A 16,677-nucleotide genomic window follows, 5' to 3' on the forward strand; every position below is an offset into this window, starting at 1 on the left:
CATTTGTCGCTTCACTTACTATGTTTTCATAATTCAAAATCAGGTTCGTATCAGTCACTGTGTTTCAACATGGCTGAGCTCTGAAGCGGCGCTTGTAGCGTTCAAAATATCCTCAATAAAACCCTCAAGAAAATGAAAAGGAACTGGATATCGGTAGCAACGACAAGCTGTTAGGAGCAGTGGCAACTTACCTTCTACAGCAGCAGACATTTTCTTGAACGAATCTGACGAATCACATTCCTGAGTTATATGCTCTATGGCTAAATCATTGTTCATTGGAAAGTTGGTCGAAGCCGAGCCGTGCATATCTGAGTTCGAATACATAAATTTCTCACTATACTCATTCGGATACCAGTATTGTAACGTGCAATGCGCTAGCTTATCTGTAGCAAATTTTTCCAGTTCTTGACTAACTGAATTGAGTCCATAAAGAGAGCAAAATACCGTTAGAAGTGGGTATAAAATACTAGCCTCAGTAACTTTGTTCTTATAGTTACCGTCTGCTCTGTCTTTGTTTTGATGCTCAAGCAGCCTCTCGAAGGAGTTATGGATAATTGGATACATACCATTGCTATCAAAAGCGAACATACACATATTAACCACTTCCGACAACCAACTCTTAACAAACTCATCAAGTTCTGAGTTGTTTGAAAGGAGAGTCAAAGCAAGCGCTAAATCAATCGCTTGGGAGTCTTTATACGGTGATAGTAGTAGAGGATTATTAACCACCAAAAGGTTAATGGACTTAGTGATTTCTCTGAGACGGAGGCGCAGCAGTTCTTGCTCTTGGTTCTCTCCATCTGTTGGCGGGTTTGCCGTATAACTTTTTATCAGTGCATCTAAAACCCAATGTCCTTTCACTGACAAACGTCCTAACACATCAAACAGCTTAATATTTACATCGATGGAACTTGGGGATTGGACTGCGTGTGATATCGCGTACTTTAATCCAACATATGGTATTAAGCATTGATCTACGTAACAATCTGTTATTTGTTGGTATGTTTCAAGAATGCTATCGAATGATTTTGAAGTCTTGTTCCTTCCTGTGTAATGTTCTTTAGCCTTGTCCCAAGCCAATAGCAATGCTTGCTCCGATGAAAGATATGCAGCTTCTAAATTCCCACCATCCCGACACCATGAGTATAGAACCCATAGACAAACGTTAATTCGCGTTATAGATGATGCTACCGAATCTGCATCGTTAGCGTTTGACATTACCTGTTCAATCAACAATGAGAAGTGTTGGCTAGAGGTCTCAGGCTCTTCGAGTAAGGCTAAGGACTTCCTCAACAGAGCCTGACTAGAACTGGGAAGTAGCTCTTCTTTCAACAAATGTTGTTGAATCAACTCCGACAACTTATCACCATTCCACTCCTCAAAAGTAATATTGTCTGTAGTGTTCCTTTGCTCATAGCCAGATACTTCTTGCCTGATTCCAGAGTTAACATCGCCCCCAAAACATAAACAGATTACAATCTTTTTATCTTTGTGTTGAGGTGGCAAACGACTAGGGACAAATGAGTCTTGAATTTCATCTAACGAAGGTCTAAGAGCTTGATCTGCGCTTCCATTCCATGTGTCACGAGTAAGGTTCCCAGATTTAACGGAAAATAAGTATACTTTTTCTTCCTCATCAGTTAACCGTCCTACGGCGGCTATATCGACACCATATTCTTTGACACCGCGAGTGGGCGAAATGAACACATTCATTCCCATACTGCTCAACAAATCAGGTAGCACAGCATCCAATTCTTTTCGTTCTTTCAATGAAGCTAAATATTGCTTAAGAATCAACTTCATTTTTCATTCTCCCGTAGCGATAAACCCGTAATTTATAATCTAAGTTCTCAGGATCTAAAACGTTCAGCCTTGGCATTTCGGTAGAGTGAGTGAAAGAGTGCATTTGCATTTCTTGCCGTACTCGACTTCCATCTCCTTGGTGCACGTAGTAAATAGAGCTATTCCCATACAATAATCGTTGTGTCGTCGCAATTTGGCTTATGAATGATGATCTTGATGCTTTTTCGTATGCTGCTTGCATATCTTTATTGGAATTTTTCCAATACGCCTGTAAATTTTCACTCGGAGCCATTAACTCTTTCAAACCAGATACTTGCTCAATATCAGCATGGTAAGCCTGAAGTTTGCCAAGTAGACGTTCACATAAGCTAACTTGCACACCTTTATCAACACACGATTGGAAGAACTGCTTAAGCTCTCCTGGATAGCTTAAAAGTAATGGGTCATACAATACCTGTTCAAGTTGTTTACGAGTGGTTTCCGAAGCTACATCGTAGATGGATAGAATGAAGCTCACTGCAACAACAGGACGAGTAAACAGCCAACCAACAGCCTTATGACCAACAAACTCTTGCTTCATTCCATCGCCTAGTAATGCAATTTCGGCTTCTAGTTCTATATCGTTGCCTGAAACATCATTAAGTAGATCTGAAACACCGCGACAAAGTGAAGATGTACCTGACAGCAACCATTTTGTAATGATGTGACTCAATAAATCTCTGTGTCTTGTCAATAACTCGCGGGAGAAATAGTCAAATGCTAGAATTTCCACATCAGCGACCACAAGCGATTCCAGTAGCTCGACGGCATCTGAAAGCGATCCCTTCTCTACCAATTTGACTAGCAAATGATCAATATTATCAATGGTGCCTTTATGGTCTGGGGCAACATTAGCTAATTTATTTAGCAGAAGATTCATGACACTTTCTGGAAAATTGATTCTTTGAAAGGCAGTAAGTTCCGAAATTACATATAGTGCCTCTGGGTGAGTAACCTCTGAAAAGGTAGATATAAGGTCTTCGATTTTCGTCCAGTAGAGTGGGAACTTTTCTCCAAAGTGGAGTATTGCCCTTAGTATTGCAGCACGACAGCCACTTTCTTCCTCGTTAGTGGCACTGCTACAAAGTAGCTCCCAAATAGTGCGAGCTTGCAACTCACCTGCATCAATGCGCCCCAGAGTAAAATAAGCTTGATGTCTGACAGCGTTATTTCCTATTGCAATCAAGCGTTCTGTAGTCTGGATAGCTTCAACCGCGCTACCTGAGTCATATGAAAGAATTGAACTAGAGAGAAAAGGAGCATATGCGCTAACGTCACTTTGTTCTAGGAGAAATCTAACACTATCTCTTGGGCGATTAGTTTCCATACGACAAAAGCGTTCATAAGCGCTATAGACACCACCAGCAGCCAAATCTCTTCCTGCCAACTGCGTCAGGTTAACAAGGCAACGTAGGACATCTTCAATGTTTGCATGTAAAGACGGCAGCACGTTTTCAAAGGCGTGTAAAATGGTGAAAAAATCATATCTACTTGAGCTCTTCTCAACCGTGCTTACAATGTTGACAAGTTCGAGACTCCCTGAGTTATGCAGCTCTATTAGAGCCTGCTCCAAAACCTTATCGTCAGAGCTTATTTCCTCATAATACAGCTCATCAATGAGGGCAAGTAGGTCTTCTTTCGTATTACTTACCTCTTGGAACCTAGCCTTTATTTCTTCCAATGACATTTCTTACCTCTAACTAGACAGTCAATAAGCACGTTGTTGGATAAATCGGATAAAATCAAATTGAAGTAGTCGAAACTGAGAATTGATTAGACCGTAAAACATATATGTACAGAGATACACTCACTGTAAGTGCAATCCATCGTGTTTGGTTTAACCCATATCAACGAGCCACACACTATGACGTTCTTTAACCCCTTCCATCTTTAACTCAATCATTGCACGTAGTAGTGATAAGCGTCGGTTGCCTTCGAGGAGATGATATGGAGTAAACATCGCGTCCAGAGCTGGATACTCAAAACTTAAAATCGGATGGACTTGATTATTGGCATTATGAGCTAATATGATCGGTCTAATGAAAGTTCCTTGTTCTAACATCCTATCAAACCATATCGGCCGTAAAGGAACACCTTTAGGACTCAGCCATTCATGAGCTTTTGGAAATAGCCTACTCTCGTCATATGGATAATGGCGTATAGTCAAGATCTCATTACTTGTCAGTTCAACTAGCCTATATGTCCAATGAACAAAGTCCTTTCTTTGATTCAGTGCCTTTCGAACAACTTCAACTTCAAAAGGCCATTGTTCTAATACATCATCAGGTACATTTTTGAGTCGATGAGGTAATCTAGTTTTATAATTTGCAAACAATTCATTGTCTCGAACCTCTGGGAGTTCAGTGGATAAATAAGACCTGATATGTTTCATTTTGCGCTTGGTTCCAGTTCTACCCATAACTAACTCCTAGAAAACAAAAAACTGACTATTAACATCTGCAAGCATTACAACTACGAAGGTGATAGAGGAGTGCTCCAAATATCGGCAAAGTTGGCATCTGTTGAAGCAGGGCCAGGTTCAGCCTCATCAATAGTCATTCGAACAGGAATGTTAAATGCTGAACCAAAGCCTACAGCATCACCTCTAGGTAAACCTGAAATTTCGCTTAAGACATTTTCATTTCCGTTTTCCATTGCATGTCGCAATGCATTGAGGTCTCTTTCATTGGTTAATCTTAATGACAACCAGTTGGAGCACATAGCTAGAACGGTTGATGAAAGTTCTGATGGTCTTTGTGTACTAACTATTAATGAGCAACCAAATTTACGACCTTCTTTGGCTAATCGCTCATAAGCTTTTAATTGATTTGCTTCCTCAGCGTAAGGGTCTCGCAGATACTGATGAGCTTCTTCCAATAGAAGTAACGTTGGGTAGCTGTTATTTTGCCCTCGTTTGAAAAGTACCTCTGCATACATTTCTAACAGAGCCCCTAAAACCAAAGGAGACAAATCATCAGCCAATCCGTTTAAGTTAACTATATGCACATTCCAATCTTGAGGAACGCCTTTGGGTTTGCCAAAAATGTAGTCAACTTCCTGTTGAAGTGGAACATCCCAAGTATCTGATGCATTTATCATTTGCCCACCAGAAGTGTCTAAAACTTCAGTGAATCGTGAGTCTTCAGAAAGTTGATGGATGATTTTGATTAGAGGCAAAACATTCCCATAATTGAATGCATTCCTTTCACTTGTACCTGCGTTTCGACTGGCAGCCACACAACCAAACTCCGCCACAAGGTTTGCCAACGCTTTAAATGGAGGCCACTGAGTTTGCCTCTGTACATTCTGTTGTTGCAGTACATTTAGCCACCCACCTAAGTAAGCCTGATTGTTTGGGCTGCAGTCATCTACTAACGGAAAGCTAGTCCTGTTACCAGTGTTGGCATCAATTTGTTCTACCAACACTTCATTGGAGTTGACTGGATTGGTTTTTACAAAAGGTAAAGAGCGAAGTGCGTTCCGTAGTGCTGGTAATTGAGTTTTGTCACTCGGCCTAAGTAGTTTGATTAAGCCAGCCCACCCAAGTGACTGATAGGGTATACGATGGTAGTTAATATGCTCTTTTGCAAAGACACTCCCAAACTCTGTACTTGTCCCTGTCCCTAGTGCAGTTTGCTTTACATTTTTTAAGCCTTCAAATGCTTGGGCATACTCACCATTAATATCGAAGATTACTATTCTAGCGCTTGGAAATTGTTCTGCTATCTGTCTTGTAATCAGAGCATTGAAATTCGATTTTCCATACCCTGTACTTCCCAGTACTGCTAAGTGTCTACTCAGTAACTTATTTACACCCGCTCGAATTTCAACTGTACGAGTTCTGGCGTCACTACCTAGCCTTAAAGAAAATTTCCTGTCTTCTGTTGGTATACCAAAGACAACATTTAATAGTTCTTTATCTAGTGGTACAGCTTTGGCTCCTAAAGGAGGTAACATCCAGTTTTCTGAAATAAAACTCAGCCTACCTTCGCTAGATTTTATATGTCCGATAGCATGGCAAACTAGTTGTCTTAACGGTATATCTGAGACATTCATTGTCCCAAACTTATTAGTATGCGCCTTCTCAGGTTCAACAAAAGACATTTCAGCCACTCGCGCTACAACTAAATGCCTTCCCGCTTCAAACCCAATTAAGTCTCCAGGTTGAGATACAGAGTTTACTCCCCCTCGATGCGAAGCTAGCTGTCCTTTATGGCTATCCAAAAGGTTAACTCGAACCTTAGTTCCTTCGAGGGATACCACATACCCTATTTGAGACACGTCATTATAGCTCATTGCTTACTCCCCCTTGCTTGTAGAACCAAGGTTGTTGAGAGCTTCGGCTATCACGTTAACTGCGCTATTTTTAGGGAACAATACAGGCTTGGGAATCAAATCAACGAAGTTGTCAAAGTAAGCATCTGAACCACCTATGATTGTGACTTGATTTAGTTGCATTTTCCTAATTTTATCAATGCATTGTTGCGCTGGACTCAATCCATTTTCTAGTTGGCTGTTAGCACTAAGTTCTGCCAATTCTGGGTAACAGATAACAATATGTAGAGATGGATTCAGTAAAGCCCCGAGAATTATTCTATTTATATGGTAATCACCAAAGCCGTAACCGTTAACGAATAGGGTTGTTTGTGGCTTAGTAAGAAACTCACTGAAGCGACGGAACATCTCACCGTAGACGAAACCTATTGTATGATGGTACTTGTTAGCTCCTGGGTAAATAAGACGCTGTTTATCATTAAAACTACCTTCTCCAACTAATGGATTGATAAAATCTTGATAAGCCTTCGAACTGTTGCACTCAATGACATCACCGCTTTCATCTTGATACCACGTCAATGAACCGTGAAGTTTATATAAGTACATGTTGTAGTGCCCGAAGCGAGCTTCGCCAACCGCATTTACATTGCGAAACCCCAAATCAAAGGAATGAGGCTGAAAGGTTCTTGAATGTATACCTGAAAATCCGTTTACAAGGTTTATCCCAGACGCTTCGGCTGACCATTCGATAGCTAAATCGTAATTAGTGGTAAAAATAGCTGGAGCCGCTTGACCTGGCTGTCTATTCGAAATTAGTTTTTCTAATAAATTCTTATGCTTATCGAACTTTTCCTTTTCTCCAACGTGAAGCTTAGGAAAATCTGAGTCGACTAGCAAAGCCGCCTTAGTAACCGAACGGTATAGTTCAACCAACAAATCTTGAAGCTCAGTCGAGTCTTGTTGCCATGTATCTATAACATTTTTGTTTTTAAGTACCTCATCGATCAAAAGCTCAATATTGACAGAATTCGCTTCAATCTCTTGCTGACGAATCAGTTTATACTTATCTCTTAGTATTGGTATCTTAGGTTCATTACGAGCTTTAAAGTCTAGCCAAATCTCTTTCATGACCATACCACCAGCACTTTTAGATGCCCCAGCGCCGAGTAGTATCCCAACGTTTTCTAGCTGACATAAAGAAGATAGGTGACTTTCTAAGTCTCTACGTTCAATTTCACCGCCACCTTGAAAAAACAACTCTGCCATACTCATGTATCCACGAACCAAAATTGGTGTGCATTGTAGCATATGCATTAAACTTCAAACTTGAACCCATGAGCAGAATTAACTTTATTTAGAGTGAGCTTCGCCTTAGCTTCAGGTAAGCTGTCTTTGGCTTTCTCATACTCAGCAATGCTGAGGCTTATGGCTTTCGTTCTCACTTAGCGCAGAATCCAGCTTTACTTTCAAGGATGTATACTCGTTTTGTAGTGCTGATAGCTGTTCGTTGATGCCTTGGTAAGTCCCTTGAAGTATTTCGTACTTCTCCGTAATGGAGTTTAAATTGCTTGTAAGTTTAAGATTGTGTTGAAGCAACTCCGAGTGGCTTTGCCGTGATTCAGCCAATTCAAGTTCTAATTCTTCAATTGTGTCCTCAAGCCGTTCCTTTTCCTCAACTTGCTTCTTAAGGCGTTCTTCAATATCAGCATAGTCAGCTTCAGCTTGCTCCTTGGCTCGATACGTTAGGTTGTACTTTGCGTCGAGATCTCTGATACGAATAGCCATCATGGTTTCATAATGCTCGTGCGCCTTGTTATTCAAAGCATTCGTCATATCACGCATTACTTTACAAAGCTCTTCCTCCCGCTTAGCTAAAAGTTCCTGCAACTCCACTGGAAGATCATAGGACAGAAAAGCACGGGTAGCTTCACACTCTTTATAGTCTTGCGCATTAAGCGCTTCAACCGAGATATGTCCACTTTTTATAAGGCGATCTAAGTCCGATTGAATTGCGGAAATTTTTCCTCGGCCTAATACTTCTTTTATGCTCCAGCCCGAAGGCTTTTTTCCTTTGCTGATCAGCTGAGTAGCAATTTTGATGACATCGTCATCGGTATATGATTTCGGTCTAGCCATTTTTCACCTGTTTTTAGTTATCATTTTTAGGTTTGTTAGTTAGTGAAGTAAGTTAGTCACGTTAACTAACTTACTTATCCATTGAAGCTTCGGCTTCAATTGCAGTATTGGTCTTTTTAATAGCCTTAATTTCCCTGGTAATCCCTTGCGTTACCGAAGGAGGAAGCTCTAACGCAGCACTGAAAGCGGAATCAAGATACTCAATCTGTTTCGTTGCCATCTTTTGGTCACGAGCATTGAGAGCAAGCAGCACTTTCTTAAACACACTGACCAACTTTGGCACAATAGCTTCTGATAATTCTTTCGTTAGCTGAGATAGACGCGACTTTTGTGCCTGTAGCTCTGATACTTCTGTCATTACAGTATCTTTTTCAACTTGCAGCTCGCTGAGATTAATTTGTACTTCAGTGACTTCATCAAGTAATTTTTCAAACTGCCCTTCTAGTGACTGGGTATTTTCTAGCAACTTGTCATACTGTTGCTCTGCCGATTGAATCTTTGCTTGAGCAAGCTCTAATTGATGAGTGTAATAATTATGGCTACGTTCAGACTTGGGTGAGCTTGCCTCTCTGTCCATTTTCTTGCGAAGCTCTGACTTCTGCTCCGTTTCAGGTGCAAAGTCTGCTCTTAGCTCTTTACTTTTAAACAAGTGCTCGTTCGCGTAATCCAATACCATGCATTGAAAGTAGTGGCCGAATTTTTTGGTTAATTTTCTGCTTAGTTTCCCATCAGCAGGTAGCAACTCCTCATCGGGAAAACTAGAACTGATGTATTCATTAACTACTCTAATCTGAGTCTTCCTTAAGTCATATTTACCTGTCTGGTTATTTTGCCCCGATATAAAATAGTGAGTATGTGCTCCTTTAGTTACTTCGATGCTACGCTCATCGTCATGCGCAATGATTGCGCGAACAGGATAGTCAGGGAAATGGTCGTCCAAAAATTTTTGTGTAAAGAGTATGTATTCCTCAACGCTGATAACATCAGTGCCAACATCCCACCGATGCGGAACTTTAAAGATGCCTTCTTGCAGAAAGACATGATTAGCGGCAGGTCGCTGTTGTAATTGGTTGTATGCGTTCAAATACGTTTCGAGCATTTTGATGCGTTGACCTTTCCTTTGCATTGGAAGCTTTTTAAACTGCTCTATGCGAGAGTACGAAACATGACCTTTTGTATTTAAGACATCTTGCAAAAACTTAGCAGCATCGACGTTACCTTTGTTCGTTTCACTCTCTATAGCTTTCTTAATTTTGAGGCGATATTGCCGCTGCTGAGTTTGCAGTTTGGACTGATTACGAATTTTAGGCTCTGGTGCGAATTGATATAGCAGCTCCAGACGCTCCTCTTCAGACACTGAGTTCAAAGGCAAAATGTTTGAACCAAGCCAGATCAAGTTGGAATCTGCAAGCTCCTCATTCCACTCCAACTTCTTAGCTTTATTAGCGGCTGTTGGTGGAGCAATACGCAATGAATGGGCAAGCGAGTGTTCGCATTTAACTCTATCACCAGGTTTTGATGTGAAGTTAAAGCGTCGATAAAAGAATCGAATTTCCTTCATACTCACCTCCGAAGGGGTGAGTATGGCAGAGAGTCAAGAGAGCCATCTCTTGCCCGCAGCTCACGTTCATCTTTTGCGCAGCAAAAGTGTGACGGGAGCGCAGCGGGTTGCTTAGTCATCTCACTTTTTAAGTGAATGACTTTGGCACCAATGGTGCCATTCTTGGCAGTGAAACTGCCATGGCTGACAACACAGATGACAATGGTGTCGAGAGTAATCATGGCTGACTCCCGACAAGCATTTTTACCGCAGCGAGAAGCTCAGGTTTAGTTTGTAGCACTTGAATCAAAGCTACGAACTCAGATGAAATTTCTGTCACAGGCACGGGCTCAGAGACTTCCATATCAAACGTACTAGACAGGTTCCTTGCCGAGGCACTTGCGTAGTCGGGGGAGTCTACAGCTATCCATTTGCCATAATGTTTGTCTATCATTGCCGTATCGCTATGGCCCATCTGACGCGCAATCCACTCTTTAGAAATACCTGCCGTCAGGTTTTGACTCGCAAAAGTATGTCGAAGTTGACTTGCGCCACGGTGCTCCACTCCAGCCTTTTCTAGAAATGGCTTGAAAAAGGTTTTATTAAACTGCGCTGCGTGAATGAAAGGGGCATCAGTTTGACTGTTGTAAAAGACAAACTGTAAGTGTTCTTTGATACGACTTTTGTTATCACTTTGCAGCACCGAGATTTCACGAGTCGCCTTGTCACCTGTCAGCTTAAGCTGTTTTAGCAACACTTGAATAGCCAACTCATTGAGCTCGACTTTCCTTATTGACTCTTCAGTTTTTGGAGTCTTGTAATCACTGAGCACCTTGGCCCGACGAACAAACATTTCCTTGCGCTTAAAGTCGATATCTTCCCAAGTTAGTGCAATCAGTTCACTAATCCGAACACCAATAAGAACATTCAACATGAGCGCATGCTTGCCATGTAGACACCCATGAGTACTGTGAAGGCTGTTCAGTTCCGCTTTAGAGAAAGGCTTCGGTTCAACTTTGCACGCTTTAAAGTTCTTGACGTCTAACATTGGGCTAACACCAATAGCACCATCACTGGCCGCGTGCTTAAAAGTACCTCGCAATACGGTCATGAACTCATTGATTGTTTTGTTCGCATAACGCTCGTGGAGGTCGTCAAATAAATCTAGAATGTCGCTATGACAAATGTCGGAGATTAATGTCTCACCGAAGTAGCGCTTCAAGGCGTTCGCTTTGCACTTGTTGTTAACAAGAGTTGATGGAGCAACTCTGAATTTTCGGCTTTTGATGAATTTATCTGCGTAATCTTTAAATTTTTTGGGGTTCCTGTTTTCCATTTTCTCAACTTAGGCAGCTATGGCTGCTCTTCTATTTGAGAGCATCATATCTAGGCAAAATCAGGAAGTCTAAACTGAAAATACTAATATTATTAGTTACTTATTATAAAATCAGAGCACTTTCGTTCTTAATCAATCAGTTAAGAGTTAGCATTTTTTTTCAAAAAAAATGGAAGGCGGTACTGCCTTCCAGTGGTTGAACTTCAAGAGGTGTAACGGCTGATCTCTTTGAGGGTAAACCGACCGATTAAACTTTTCTTGCTGCTTTACTGACATGTTCTGCAAACTTCTCAGCCTCTTGTTCTGAGTAGTATTTACGCTTTCGTCGATGCTTCATTTTGCTATCTCCTCGCTCAATTTTTGTTTGGCTATTGAGTTCTACAGACGATGACTTTCTAACGAACTCATCAGGTTGATTTTTTGTTTCACTCATGTCTTTGCTTCAGTTAGATAGCAGCGCTTTCAAAAGCGCTGCGAATACGGGTGATTAAAGTTCTGCTCATAAGTAACTCCATCGGATTACCATGAGTGAGCAACGACATTGATTTTGTAAATCTGTCGCTGCAACAATGGCTATTTAATTCACTTCTGGGATTAAACTAAGTAGAAAATTGCTAGGATTGCCATGAGTAAGCAAACGGACTCCTCGTGTTAATTGATGATGCAAACTGCCTACTGAGTTCTTCACGGCATCATTCACTGCATAAGTCAGCGTAACGTCATCACACAGCTCTTTATTTTGTTGATTTACCAAACCCGTTTCAAACAGGTATTGCATTATCAGCAGATACAGCTCATCGACGTAATCGTTCCTGGTTGGTATGTGGTTCTTATAAGCAAACTCCTCATACTCTTCTTCAACGATATTCCACAAACTGTAGAGCGAGAAATTAATCGCTTGAAGCTCAGAAAACCAACTAATATCGTCACCAATACCTGATTCTCCTTTTTTTCAAAACGGCACTCGTTTTCATAGTGATCAACAATACTCTGCGTCATTATCTCTGCAAGTCGATAATGCTCATGTACAAACAAGAGCAAAAGATGACAGTCACGCAATTGATGAAGTTCGTTATAAAGGGAAGAGTACTGACTATTCAGTTTAGGTGCATGCCGATAAGCATCAATTAGAACCTCGTTACATGAAAGTGACATGATCTTATAGCTCTGTTCATCAAAAGCAGAATAACGCTCTTTGACACTGCTGGGAGTGTAAAGGCGCTTATTATCTAGTCCCGTCCATGAGTTGGGAACGATCATGTTATCTCGTGAAGGAAGATGCCATTTTAAAAGATAATGACCTGTGGATGCTTTTGTTTCGTTTTCATCCGTTACTAAAACAAATTCGATACCGAGTGCACTTTGAAAGCTCATAGATATTAAAGATGGCTCTAAATCTAACAGAGCTGGTTTGATAGTGCTTGCGACTAACTCGATCAACTGCTCTTCCGATAAGCTGTAATCGCAGAAAGCCCTGGTGACACGTTGCCAAATGGTGTTTTGAAAGCGAGCCTCTAAAACGGAGTCACTTTCTTGCTTCCAATCCACCAATACATCTTTATTTCGACTTAACCTTTGGTGGACTTCATTAGGGCTGAGATTAAACAAAATGTACGCAAGCATATTATCCCTCTGACGAAAAGGAATACTTAGCTCTAGATTGCGTCTTAGATGTTCATTGAAAGCGTTGGTTAACTTAGTGTAAGTCGATTTGTTGCGTAAACGCATAGCTGTCTCTCCGACATGCAATAGCAAGCTGCGGCTGGCGTTTACAAAAGCTTACTAATGCACTGGGTTTCAGCACAAAGACTTTAAATTAAGTTAAATTGAGTACGGACAGAGGTAGGTATCGCCAGCGACCAGTGTATGTCATCCGCACTCATTGTAATCGGTTCTAAATTTTCAATGCAAGAGATTTAGAACCGATTAAGCGTAAATGCATTAACAGCATGCACCAGCTTCTCTGCTGGAAGTTGCTTGCCGTAGTGTCCGTAGGTCATGCTGGTATTTTTATGCCCTACGATTTGAGCTACCACATGTTCTTCAATATTAGCTTGCTTTAGTTCATCGACGAATGTGTGTCGGAAAGAGTACGCAGTGGGGCGACTACCTGCTTTAAACCCACAAGCAGTCAGAACGTCACCCATGCTGTCTCTGAAATCCTTTGACCAATCGGAATCCTTACCCCGAGGGGTAAAATCAAAGAGCTGCATTTGTTTTTTATCTTGCCGAGATTTCACATATTCGAGAAAGCCCATTTTTATTAACCCTTTATGGATGGGAACTTTCCGTTTAGAAGATGCATTTTTCAGGTGTTGCTGCTCTCCGTTGTCGGTAAAAGAGATGGTTGGTATCGGGCCATCTATGTGGATATCAGCTACTCGAAGTTGGCAAGCTTCCGAAGGACGGCAGCCATGCAACATCATGACTTTAGTGGCCCATTGGAAGGATGAATCCTGCTCTTGAAAAGCACGACTGGCAAGCAGGCGTGTTAGCTCCTTTTCTCCCCAGCGTAGGCGCTGGGAATGAGACGAGGTGTTTTGGGAGGGTAGCTTTACATGTGCAAATGGGTTGTTGGCTATCAGCTCTTGCACGACACACCAATTCATGAATTGTTTGATGGCCGCGAGATAGTCCCTTAAAGTCTTATGGCTTAATCCTCGACCTAAGAGCTTATCTCGATAAGCCATAGCAACGCTACTGGTGATACTCGTTCCTTCCTGTTGCTCTACAAACTTTAAAAAATCCCCATTACGCTGCTTTAACTGCTTAAGAGTGAGGTTAGTGACTTTTTCTAGGCGCTTAGATTCAATAAAACGATTAAGAGCATCATTATTGATGGATGGTATCTGTTTATTTGGCTTGGGCTCATACGTTTCCGAGAGCAGACGACATGTTGAGTCTCCATCACCTGTTTGTTTATTAAAAGAGACTCTAAGCTTGTTAATCTCAGCATTAAGCTTTTGCTTAAAATCTGGAAAGGGTAAAAACTTTGTCTGTGCTAACTCGAAAAGCTCGAAGATTACTTTTGTCTGGTCAAGATTGCGTTTGTAAGCCATACGGCGATCACGCGTGGCTAGGGATAAGCGAATTTCCTTAGGAAAACCGTTTTTTTGAAGGGAAGTCGGGATTGCAACGCGTGTGTAGTACACGCTATTAGGTTGTCGAAACAAATACATCTGTATCATCCTCTTGTATTTGTCGACTTTTGAGTTATGAAAACGAAAAAACCGCTGTAAAAACAGCGGTTTAATCTTTAAAAGTGGCGGAGAGATAGGGATTTGAACCCTAGATACGCTATTAACGTATGCCGGTTTTCAAGACCGGTGCTTTCAACCACTCAGCCATCTCTCCGTAAGTGCGGTGAATACTACGGACTTCGTTGATGGCTGTAAAGAAGAAAAATCTCACCCAGCGTCTAAGTGGTCACTATCACATCATAACGCTGATTATCGACGCTTTTATCTATAGATCACGACGAAAACGTGACGTCAATGAAGCAAAAACATCTTTCGCGTCATCTTCGATAATATCGCCATGAGTCACTATGATCTTGTCAAACGACCACTCCTGCACACTTTGCAGAAAACGATGGAAAGCCGGTTTGTCTTTAATGGTAAAACCCATTTTTAGTGGAGGGGCTACACAGCAACCTTTAAAGCCGATAGGTTCAAAAACGTACTTGGTCATGGCACCAGCCAAACCTGCCTTATTGGGATTTTCAGGATAGTTTTGCACCAAATCCGTCACAATCAAAGACGATGAACGAAGGTGAAAGAAAACAGTTTCGTTGAACATAGGAACCGCCGGCATAGTTTGCCATTCAAGATCCCCTTGCCAAACATTTTCCATGCCGCGTTGCAAAATGTGATAATTGGAGAGCGGTACTTTACGGGGGATCCCCGCACTGACATAAACTTCAGCATCGGGATAAACATCAATCCAGTCTTGCAGCCATCTACTGTGGTGGTTATTGGCAGCGACCAAGTACCGAACAGATCCCAAGGCATTTATCTCTTGTTGCAATGACGGAGAGATAGCTGTTGGTGAATGTACCCATAGCCGGCCGCCTTCAAGCCGAACAATGGTCATCCGTAAGCCAAGCTTGGTACCCAGCATCTTCATTGAGTCTTCATGAACCCAAATATCATCGCCTACCTGTCGCATGCCTTCTCCGCTAGTTAGTTGTTTCTAATCAACTTCTCTATCCATCAACTATAGTGCCAGAGGGCGCAGCAAAGGCATGCTTTTGAGATCACAGAATCGCCAATTCACATTAACCTGTCGATTAGATATATGGCTTAGTGTCAATTAGTGAGTCAACAATTGACGTTGCACGAAGTACCACGTCTTCCGCAGGTACTAACAAATCCGGGATCATAATCGCCTGACAACCTGCATCAAGCCCTGAGCGCATGCCATTATTGGAGTCTTCCAATACCAGGCAATTAGCTGGCGCGATATCTAGCTGGTTGCTCGCCATCTGGTAACAATCAGGAGCCGGCTTGCCGTGCTCGACATCTTCGGCCGTCACCATAGCATCGAACTGGGTAATGTAATCGCTACCTGCAAAGTGGTGTTCTACCTTATGTCGAGGTGAAGACGTGACAAGCGCACACTTAATGCCTTTTTGCTTAATATGTGAAAATAACTCTGAAAAGCCAGCTTTGTAGGGAATACCTTTATCTTGCTCAGCCTTGAACATCGCATCTCTGACCTGGCAAAATCGCGCTAAATCGATATTATCACCAAACATTGCCGCCACTCTGCGCTCGCACTCTACATCCTGCACCCCGATGAAAGACTGGTAGTCTGCATCGGTGAGTACCAGACCTTGCTCTTGGGCGGCATATTGCCAGCAGGCTTTGTACAACCCTTCGGTGTCAAAGATCAGGCCGTCCATGTCAAACAATACCGCTTTTACTTCTTTCATATCCTTCCTCAAAGTTGTTGTGTACAAAGAGTAGCCAACGCTGAGTGGTACCATTACAGCGTAATTTCCAAACGGTTACCTTCAGGGTCAAGTACTACGCTCTCATAGTAACCATCGCCGGTTCGCCGCGGACTATCCACAACGTTATAACCGTCATTGGCTAAACGCGCGGTTAATGCATCGACCTCTTGCTCAGTACCGACAGACATCGCCAAGTGTATCAACCCGGTAAACTGAGCCATGGGATCATCTGCCGTCACAGGAAACGTATCCAAATCCTTTACCTACATAGCGCCATGACGGAATGCACCTGAGCGCTAATACCATTTCAAACGTGCTCAATCAAAGGTGATTTTGCTGAAATGAGGGTTATCGATGAGGACCTCAAGTGCTGAGATATCTTCCAATGCAATGAGTTCAGCACTGGCATCTTCTGTTTTTATCTCAATGCATTCTTGTTTATTTTCATCCCATTTTGTATCTAGCGCAGTGCCGAGCACTTCCTTGCCCGACCTCATAGTCAACTTGATGGGATAGCGATACATACAAGCAATTTCGACATAATCTGTTTGGTGACAGGTAACCATTGGCGTTCCTTTTCTTACGGGCCTCACT

Annotated in this window: 16 protein-coding genes and 1 tRNA gene; all 17 read right to left on the reverse strand. The window is 42.0% G+C overall.

Annotated features, from left to right (window positions below; translation table 11 throughout):
* Nucleotides 1-54: 54 nt before the first annotated feature.
* Nucleotides 55-1,803: a hypothetical protein gene (locus R2X38_RS03500; RefSeq protein WP_317520706.1), complete on the reverse strand. Its 1,749-nt coding sequence runs from the start codon at nucleotides 1,801-1,803 to the stop codon at nucleotides 55-57.
* On the reverse strand, nucleotides 1,787-3,529 hold the full coding sequence (locus R2X38_RS03505; RefSeq protein ID WP_203505680.1) for a hypothetical protein: 1,743 nt from the start codon (nucleotides 3,527-3,529) through the stop codon (nucleotides 1,787-1,789). The genes R2X38_RS03500 and R2X38_RS03505 overlap by 17 nt, the downstream gene beginning before the upstream one ends.
* Before the next feature lie 150 nt (nucleotides 3,530-3,679).
* Nucleotides 3,680-4,261: a hypothetical protein gene (locus R2X38_RS03510; RefSeq protein ID WP_317520709.1), complete on the reverse strand. Its 582-nt coding sequence runs from the start codon at nucleotides 4,259-4,261 to the stop codon at nucleotides 3,680-3,682.
* Between the two features lie 53 nt (nucleotides 4,262-4,314).
* Nucleotides 4,315-6,138 carry an ATP-binding protein gene (locus R2X38_RS03515; protein WP_317520711.1) on the reverse strand — a complete coding sequence of 608 codons (1,824 nt, stop codon included), beginning with the start codon at nucleotides 6,136-6,138 and terminating at the stop codon, nucleotides 4,315-4,317.
* 3 nt (nucleotides 6,139-6,141) lie between these two features.
* On the reverse strand, nucleotides 6,142-7,383 hold the full coding sequence (locus R2X38_RS03520; protein WP_317520713.1) for an SIR2 family anti-phage-associated protein: 1,242 nt from the start codon (nucleotides 7,381-7,383) through the stop codon (nucleotides 6,142-6,144).
* 141 nt (nucleotides 7,384-7,524) lie between these two features.
* Entirely contained in the window at nucleotides 7,525-8,253 is a 729-nt protein-coding gene (locus R2X38_RS03525; protein WP_317520714.1) for a DNA-binding protein, read from the reverse strand.
* A 70-nt stretch (nucleotides 8,254-8,323) separates the two neighbouring features.
* Nucleotides 8,324-9,814, reverse strand: a complete 1,491-nt coding sequence (locus tag R2X38_RS03530; RefSeq protein WP_317520715.1) for a hypothetical protein — start codon at nucleotides 9,812-9,814, stop codon at nucleotides 8,324-8,326.
* A 2-nt stretch (nucleotides 9,815-9,816) separates the two neighbouring features.
* Nucleotides 9,817-10,035 (reverse strand): hypothetical protein, encoded by a 219-nt coding sequence (locus tag R2X38_RS03535; protein ID WP_317520717.1) that lies wholly within the window; start codon nucleotides 10,033-10,035, stop codon nucleotides 9,817-9,819.
* Nucleotides 10,032-11,129 carry a tyrosine-type recombinase/integrase gene (locus R2X38_RS03540; protein WP_258677637.1) on the reverse strand — a complete coding sequence of 366 codons (1,098 nt, stop codon included), beginning with the start codon at nucleotides 11,127-11,129 and terminating at the stop codon, nucleotides 10,032-10,034. The genes R2X38_RS03535 and R2X38_RS03540 overlap by 4 nt, the downstream gene beginning before the upstream one ends.
* Before the next feature lie 247 nt (nucleotides 11,130-11,376).
* On the reverse strand, nucleotides 11,377-11,562 hold the full coding sequence (locus tag R2X38_RS03545) for a hypothetical protein (protein WP_061066152.1): 186 nt from the start codon (nucleotides 11,560-11,562) through the stop codon (nucleotides 11,377-11,379).
* Nucleotides 11,563-11,909: 347 nt separating this feature from the next.
* On the reverse strand, nucleotides 11,910-12,857 hold the full coding sequence (locus R2X38_RS03550) for a hypothetical protein (protein WP_317520718.1): 948 nt from the start codon (nucleotides 12,855-12,857) through the stop codon (nucleotides 11,910-11,912).
* Between the two features lie 188 nt (nucleotides 12,858-13,045).
* Nucleotides 13,046-14,308, reverse strand: coding sequence for a tyrosine-type recombinase/integrase (locus R2X38_RS03555; RefSeq protein ID WP_171757873.1), 1,263 nt, complete (start codon nucleotides 14,306-14,308; stop codon nucleotides 13,046-13,048).
* 84 nt (nucleotides 14,309-14,392) lie between these two features.
* A tRNA-Ser gene (locus tag R2X38_RS03560) sits at nucleotides 14,393-14,483 on the reverse strand.
* Nucleotides 14,484-14,594: 111 nt separating this feature from the next.
* Nucleotides 14,595-15,296 carry a DUF4336 domain-containing protein gene (locus R2X38_RS03565; RefSeq protein WP_317520719.1) on the reverse strand — a complete coding sequence of 234 codons (702 nt, stop codon included), beginning with the start codon at nucleotides 15,294-15,296 and terminating at the stop codon, nucleotides 14,595-14,597.
* A 121-nt stretch (nucleotides 15,297-15,417) separates the two neighbouring features.
* Entirely contained in the window at nucleotides 15,418-16,062 is a 645-nt protein-coding gene (locus R2X38_RS03570; protein ID WP_317520720.1) for an HAD family phosphatase, read from the reverse strand.
* A gap of 53 nt (nucleotides 16,063-16,115) precedes the next feature.
* Nucleotides 16,116-16,337 carry a VOC family protein gene (locus R2X38_RS03575; protein WP_317520721.1) on the reverse strand — a complete coding sequence of 74 codons (222 nt, stop codon included), beginning with the start codon at nucleotides 16,335-16,337 and terminating at the stop codon, nucleotides 16,116-16,118.
* 63 nt (nucleotides 16,338-16,400) lie between these two features.
* Nucleotides 16,401-16,649, reverse strand: coding sequence for a Rho-binding antiterminator (locus R2X38_RS03580; RefSeq protein ID WP_317520722.1), 249 nt, complete (start codon nucleotides 16,647-16,649; stop codon nucleotides 16,401-16,403).
* Nucleotides 16,650-16,677: the final 28 nt, after the last annotated feature.

It is taken from the genome of Photobacterium rosenbergii (genome assembly GCF_033022775.1).
Taxonomy (GTDB): Bacteria; Pseudomonadota; Gammaproteobacteria; order Enterobacterales; family Vibrionaceae; genus Photobacterium; species Photobacterium rosenbergii_A.

Excerpts from the sequence above, each read along its gene's own strand:
- R2X38_RS03500 (WP_317520706.1), bottom strand. The coding sequence starts at position 1,803 with ATGAAGTTGATTCTTAAGCAATATTTAGCTTCATTGAAAGAACGAAAA.
- R2X38_RS03505 (WP_203505680.1), bottom strand. The coding sequence starts at position 3,529 with ATGTCATTGGAAGAAATAAAGGCTAGGTTCCAAGAGGTAAGTAATACG.
- R2X38_RS03510 (WP_317520709.1), bottom strand. The coding sequence starts at position 4,261 with ATGGGTAGAACTGGAACCAAGCGCAAAATGAAACATATCAGGTCTTAT.
- R2X38_RS03515 (WP_317520711.1), bottom strand. The coding sequence starts at position 6,138 with ATGAGCTATAATGACGTGTCTCAAATAGGGTATGTGGTATCCCTCGAA.
- R2X38_RS03520 (WP_317520713.1), bottom strand. The coding sequence starts at position 7,383 with ATGGCAGAGTTGTTTTTTCAAGGTGGCGGTGAAATTGAACGTAGAGAC.
- R2X38_RS03525 (WP_317520714.1), bottom strand. The coding sequence starts at position 8,253 with ATGGCTAGACCGAAATCATATACCGATGACGATGTCATCAAAATTGCT.
- R2X38_RS03530 (WP_317520715.1), bottom strand. The coding sequence starts at position 9,814 with ATGAAGGAAATTCGATTCTTTTATCGACGCTTTAACTTCACATCAAAA.
- R2X38_RS03535 (WP_317520717.1), bottom strand. The coding sequence starts at position 10,035 with ATGATTACTCTCGACACCATTGTCATCTGTGTTGTCAGCCATGGCAGT.
- R2X38_RS03540 (WP_258677637.1), bottom strand. The coding sequence starts at position 11,129 with ATGGAAAACAGGAACCCCAAAAAATTTAAAGATTACGCAGATAAATTC.
- R2X38_RS03545 (WP_061066152.1), bottom strand. The coding sequence starts at position 11,562 with ATGAGTGAAACAAAAAATCAACCTGATGAGTTCGTTAGAAAGTCATCG.
- R2X38_RS03550 (WP_317520718.1), bottom strand. The coding sequence starts at position 12,857 with ATGCGTTTACGCAACAAATCGACTTACACTAAGTTAACCAACGCTTTC.
- R2X38_RS03555 (WP_171757873.1), bottom strand. The coding sequence starts at position 14,308 with ATGTATTTGTTTCGACAACCTAATAGCGTGTACTACACACGCGTTGCA.
- R2X38_RS03565 (WP_317520719.1), bottom strand. The coding sequence starts at position 15,296 with ATGCGACAGGTAGGCGATGATATTTGGGTTCATGAAGACTCAATGAAG.
- R2X38_RS03570 (WP_317520720.1), bottom strand. The coding sequence starts at position 16,062 with ATGAAAGAAGTAAAAGCGGTATTGTTTGACATGGACGGCCTGATCTTT.
- R2X38_RS03580 (WP_317520722.1), bottom strand. The coding sequence starts at position 16,649 with ATGGTTACCTGTCACCAAACAGATTATGTCGAAATTGCTTGTATGTAT.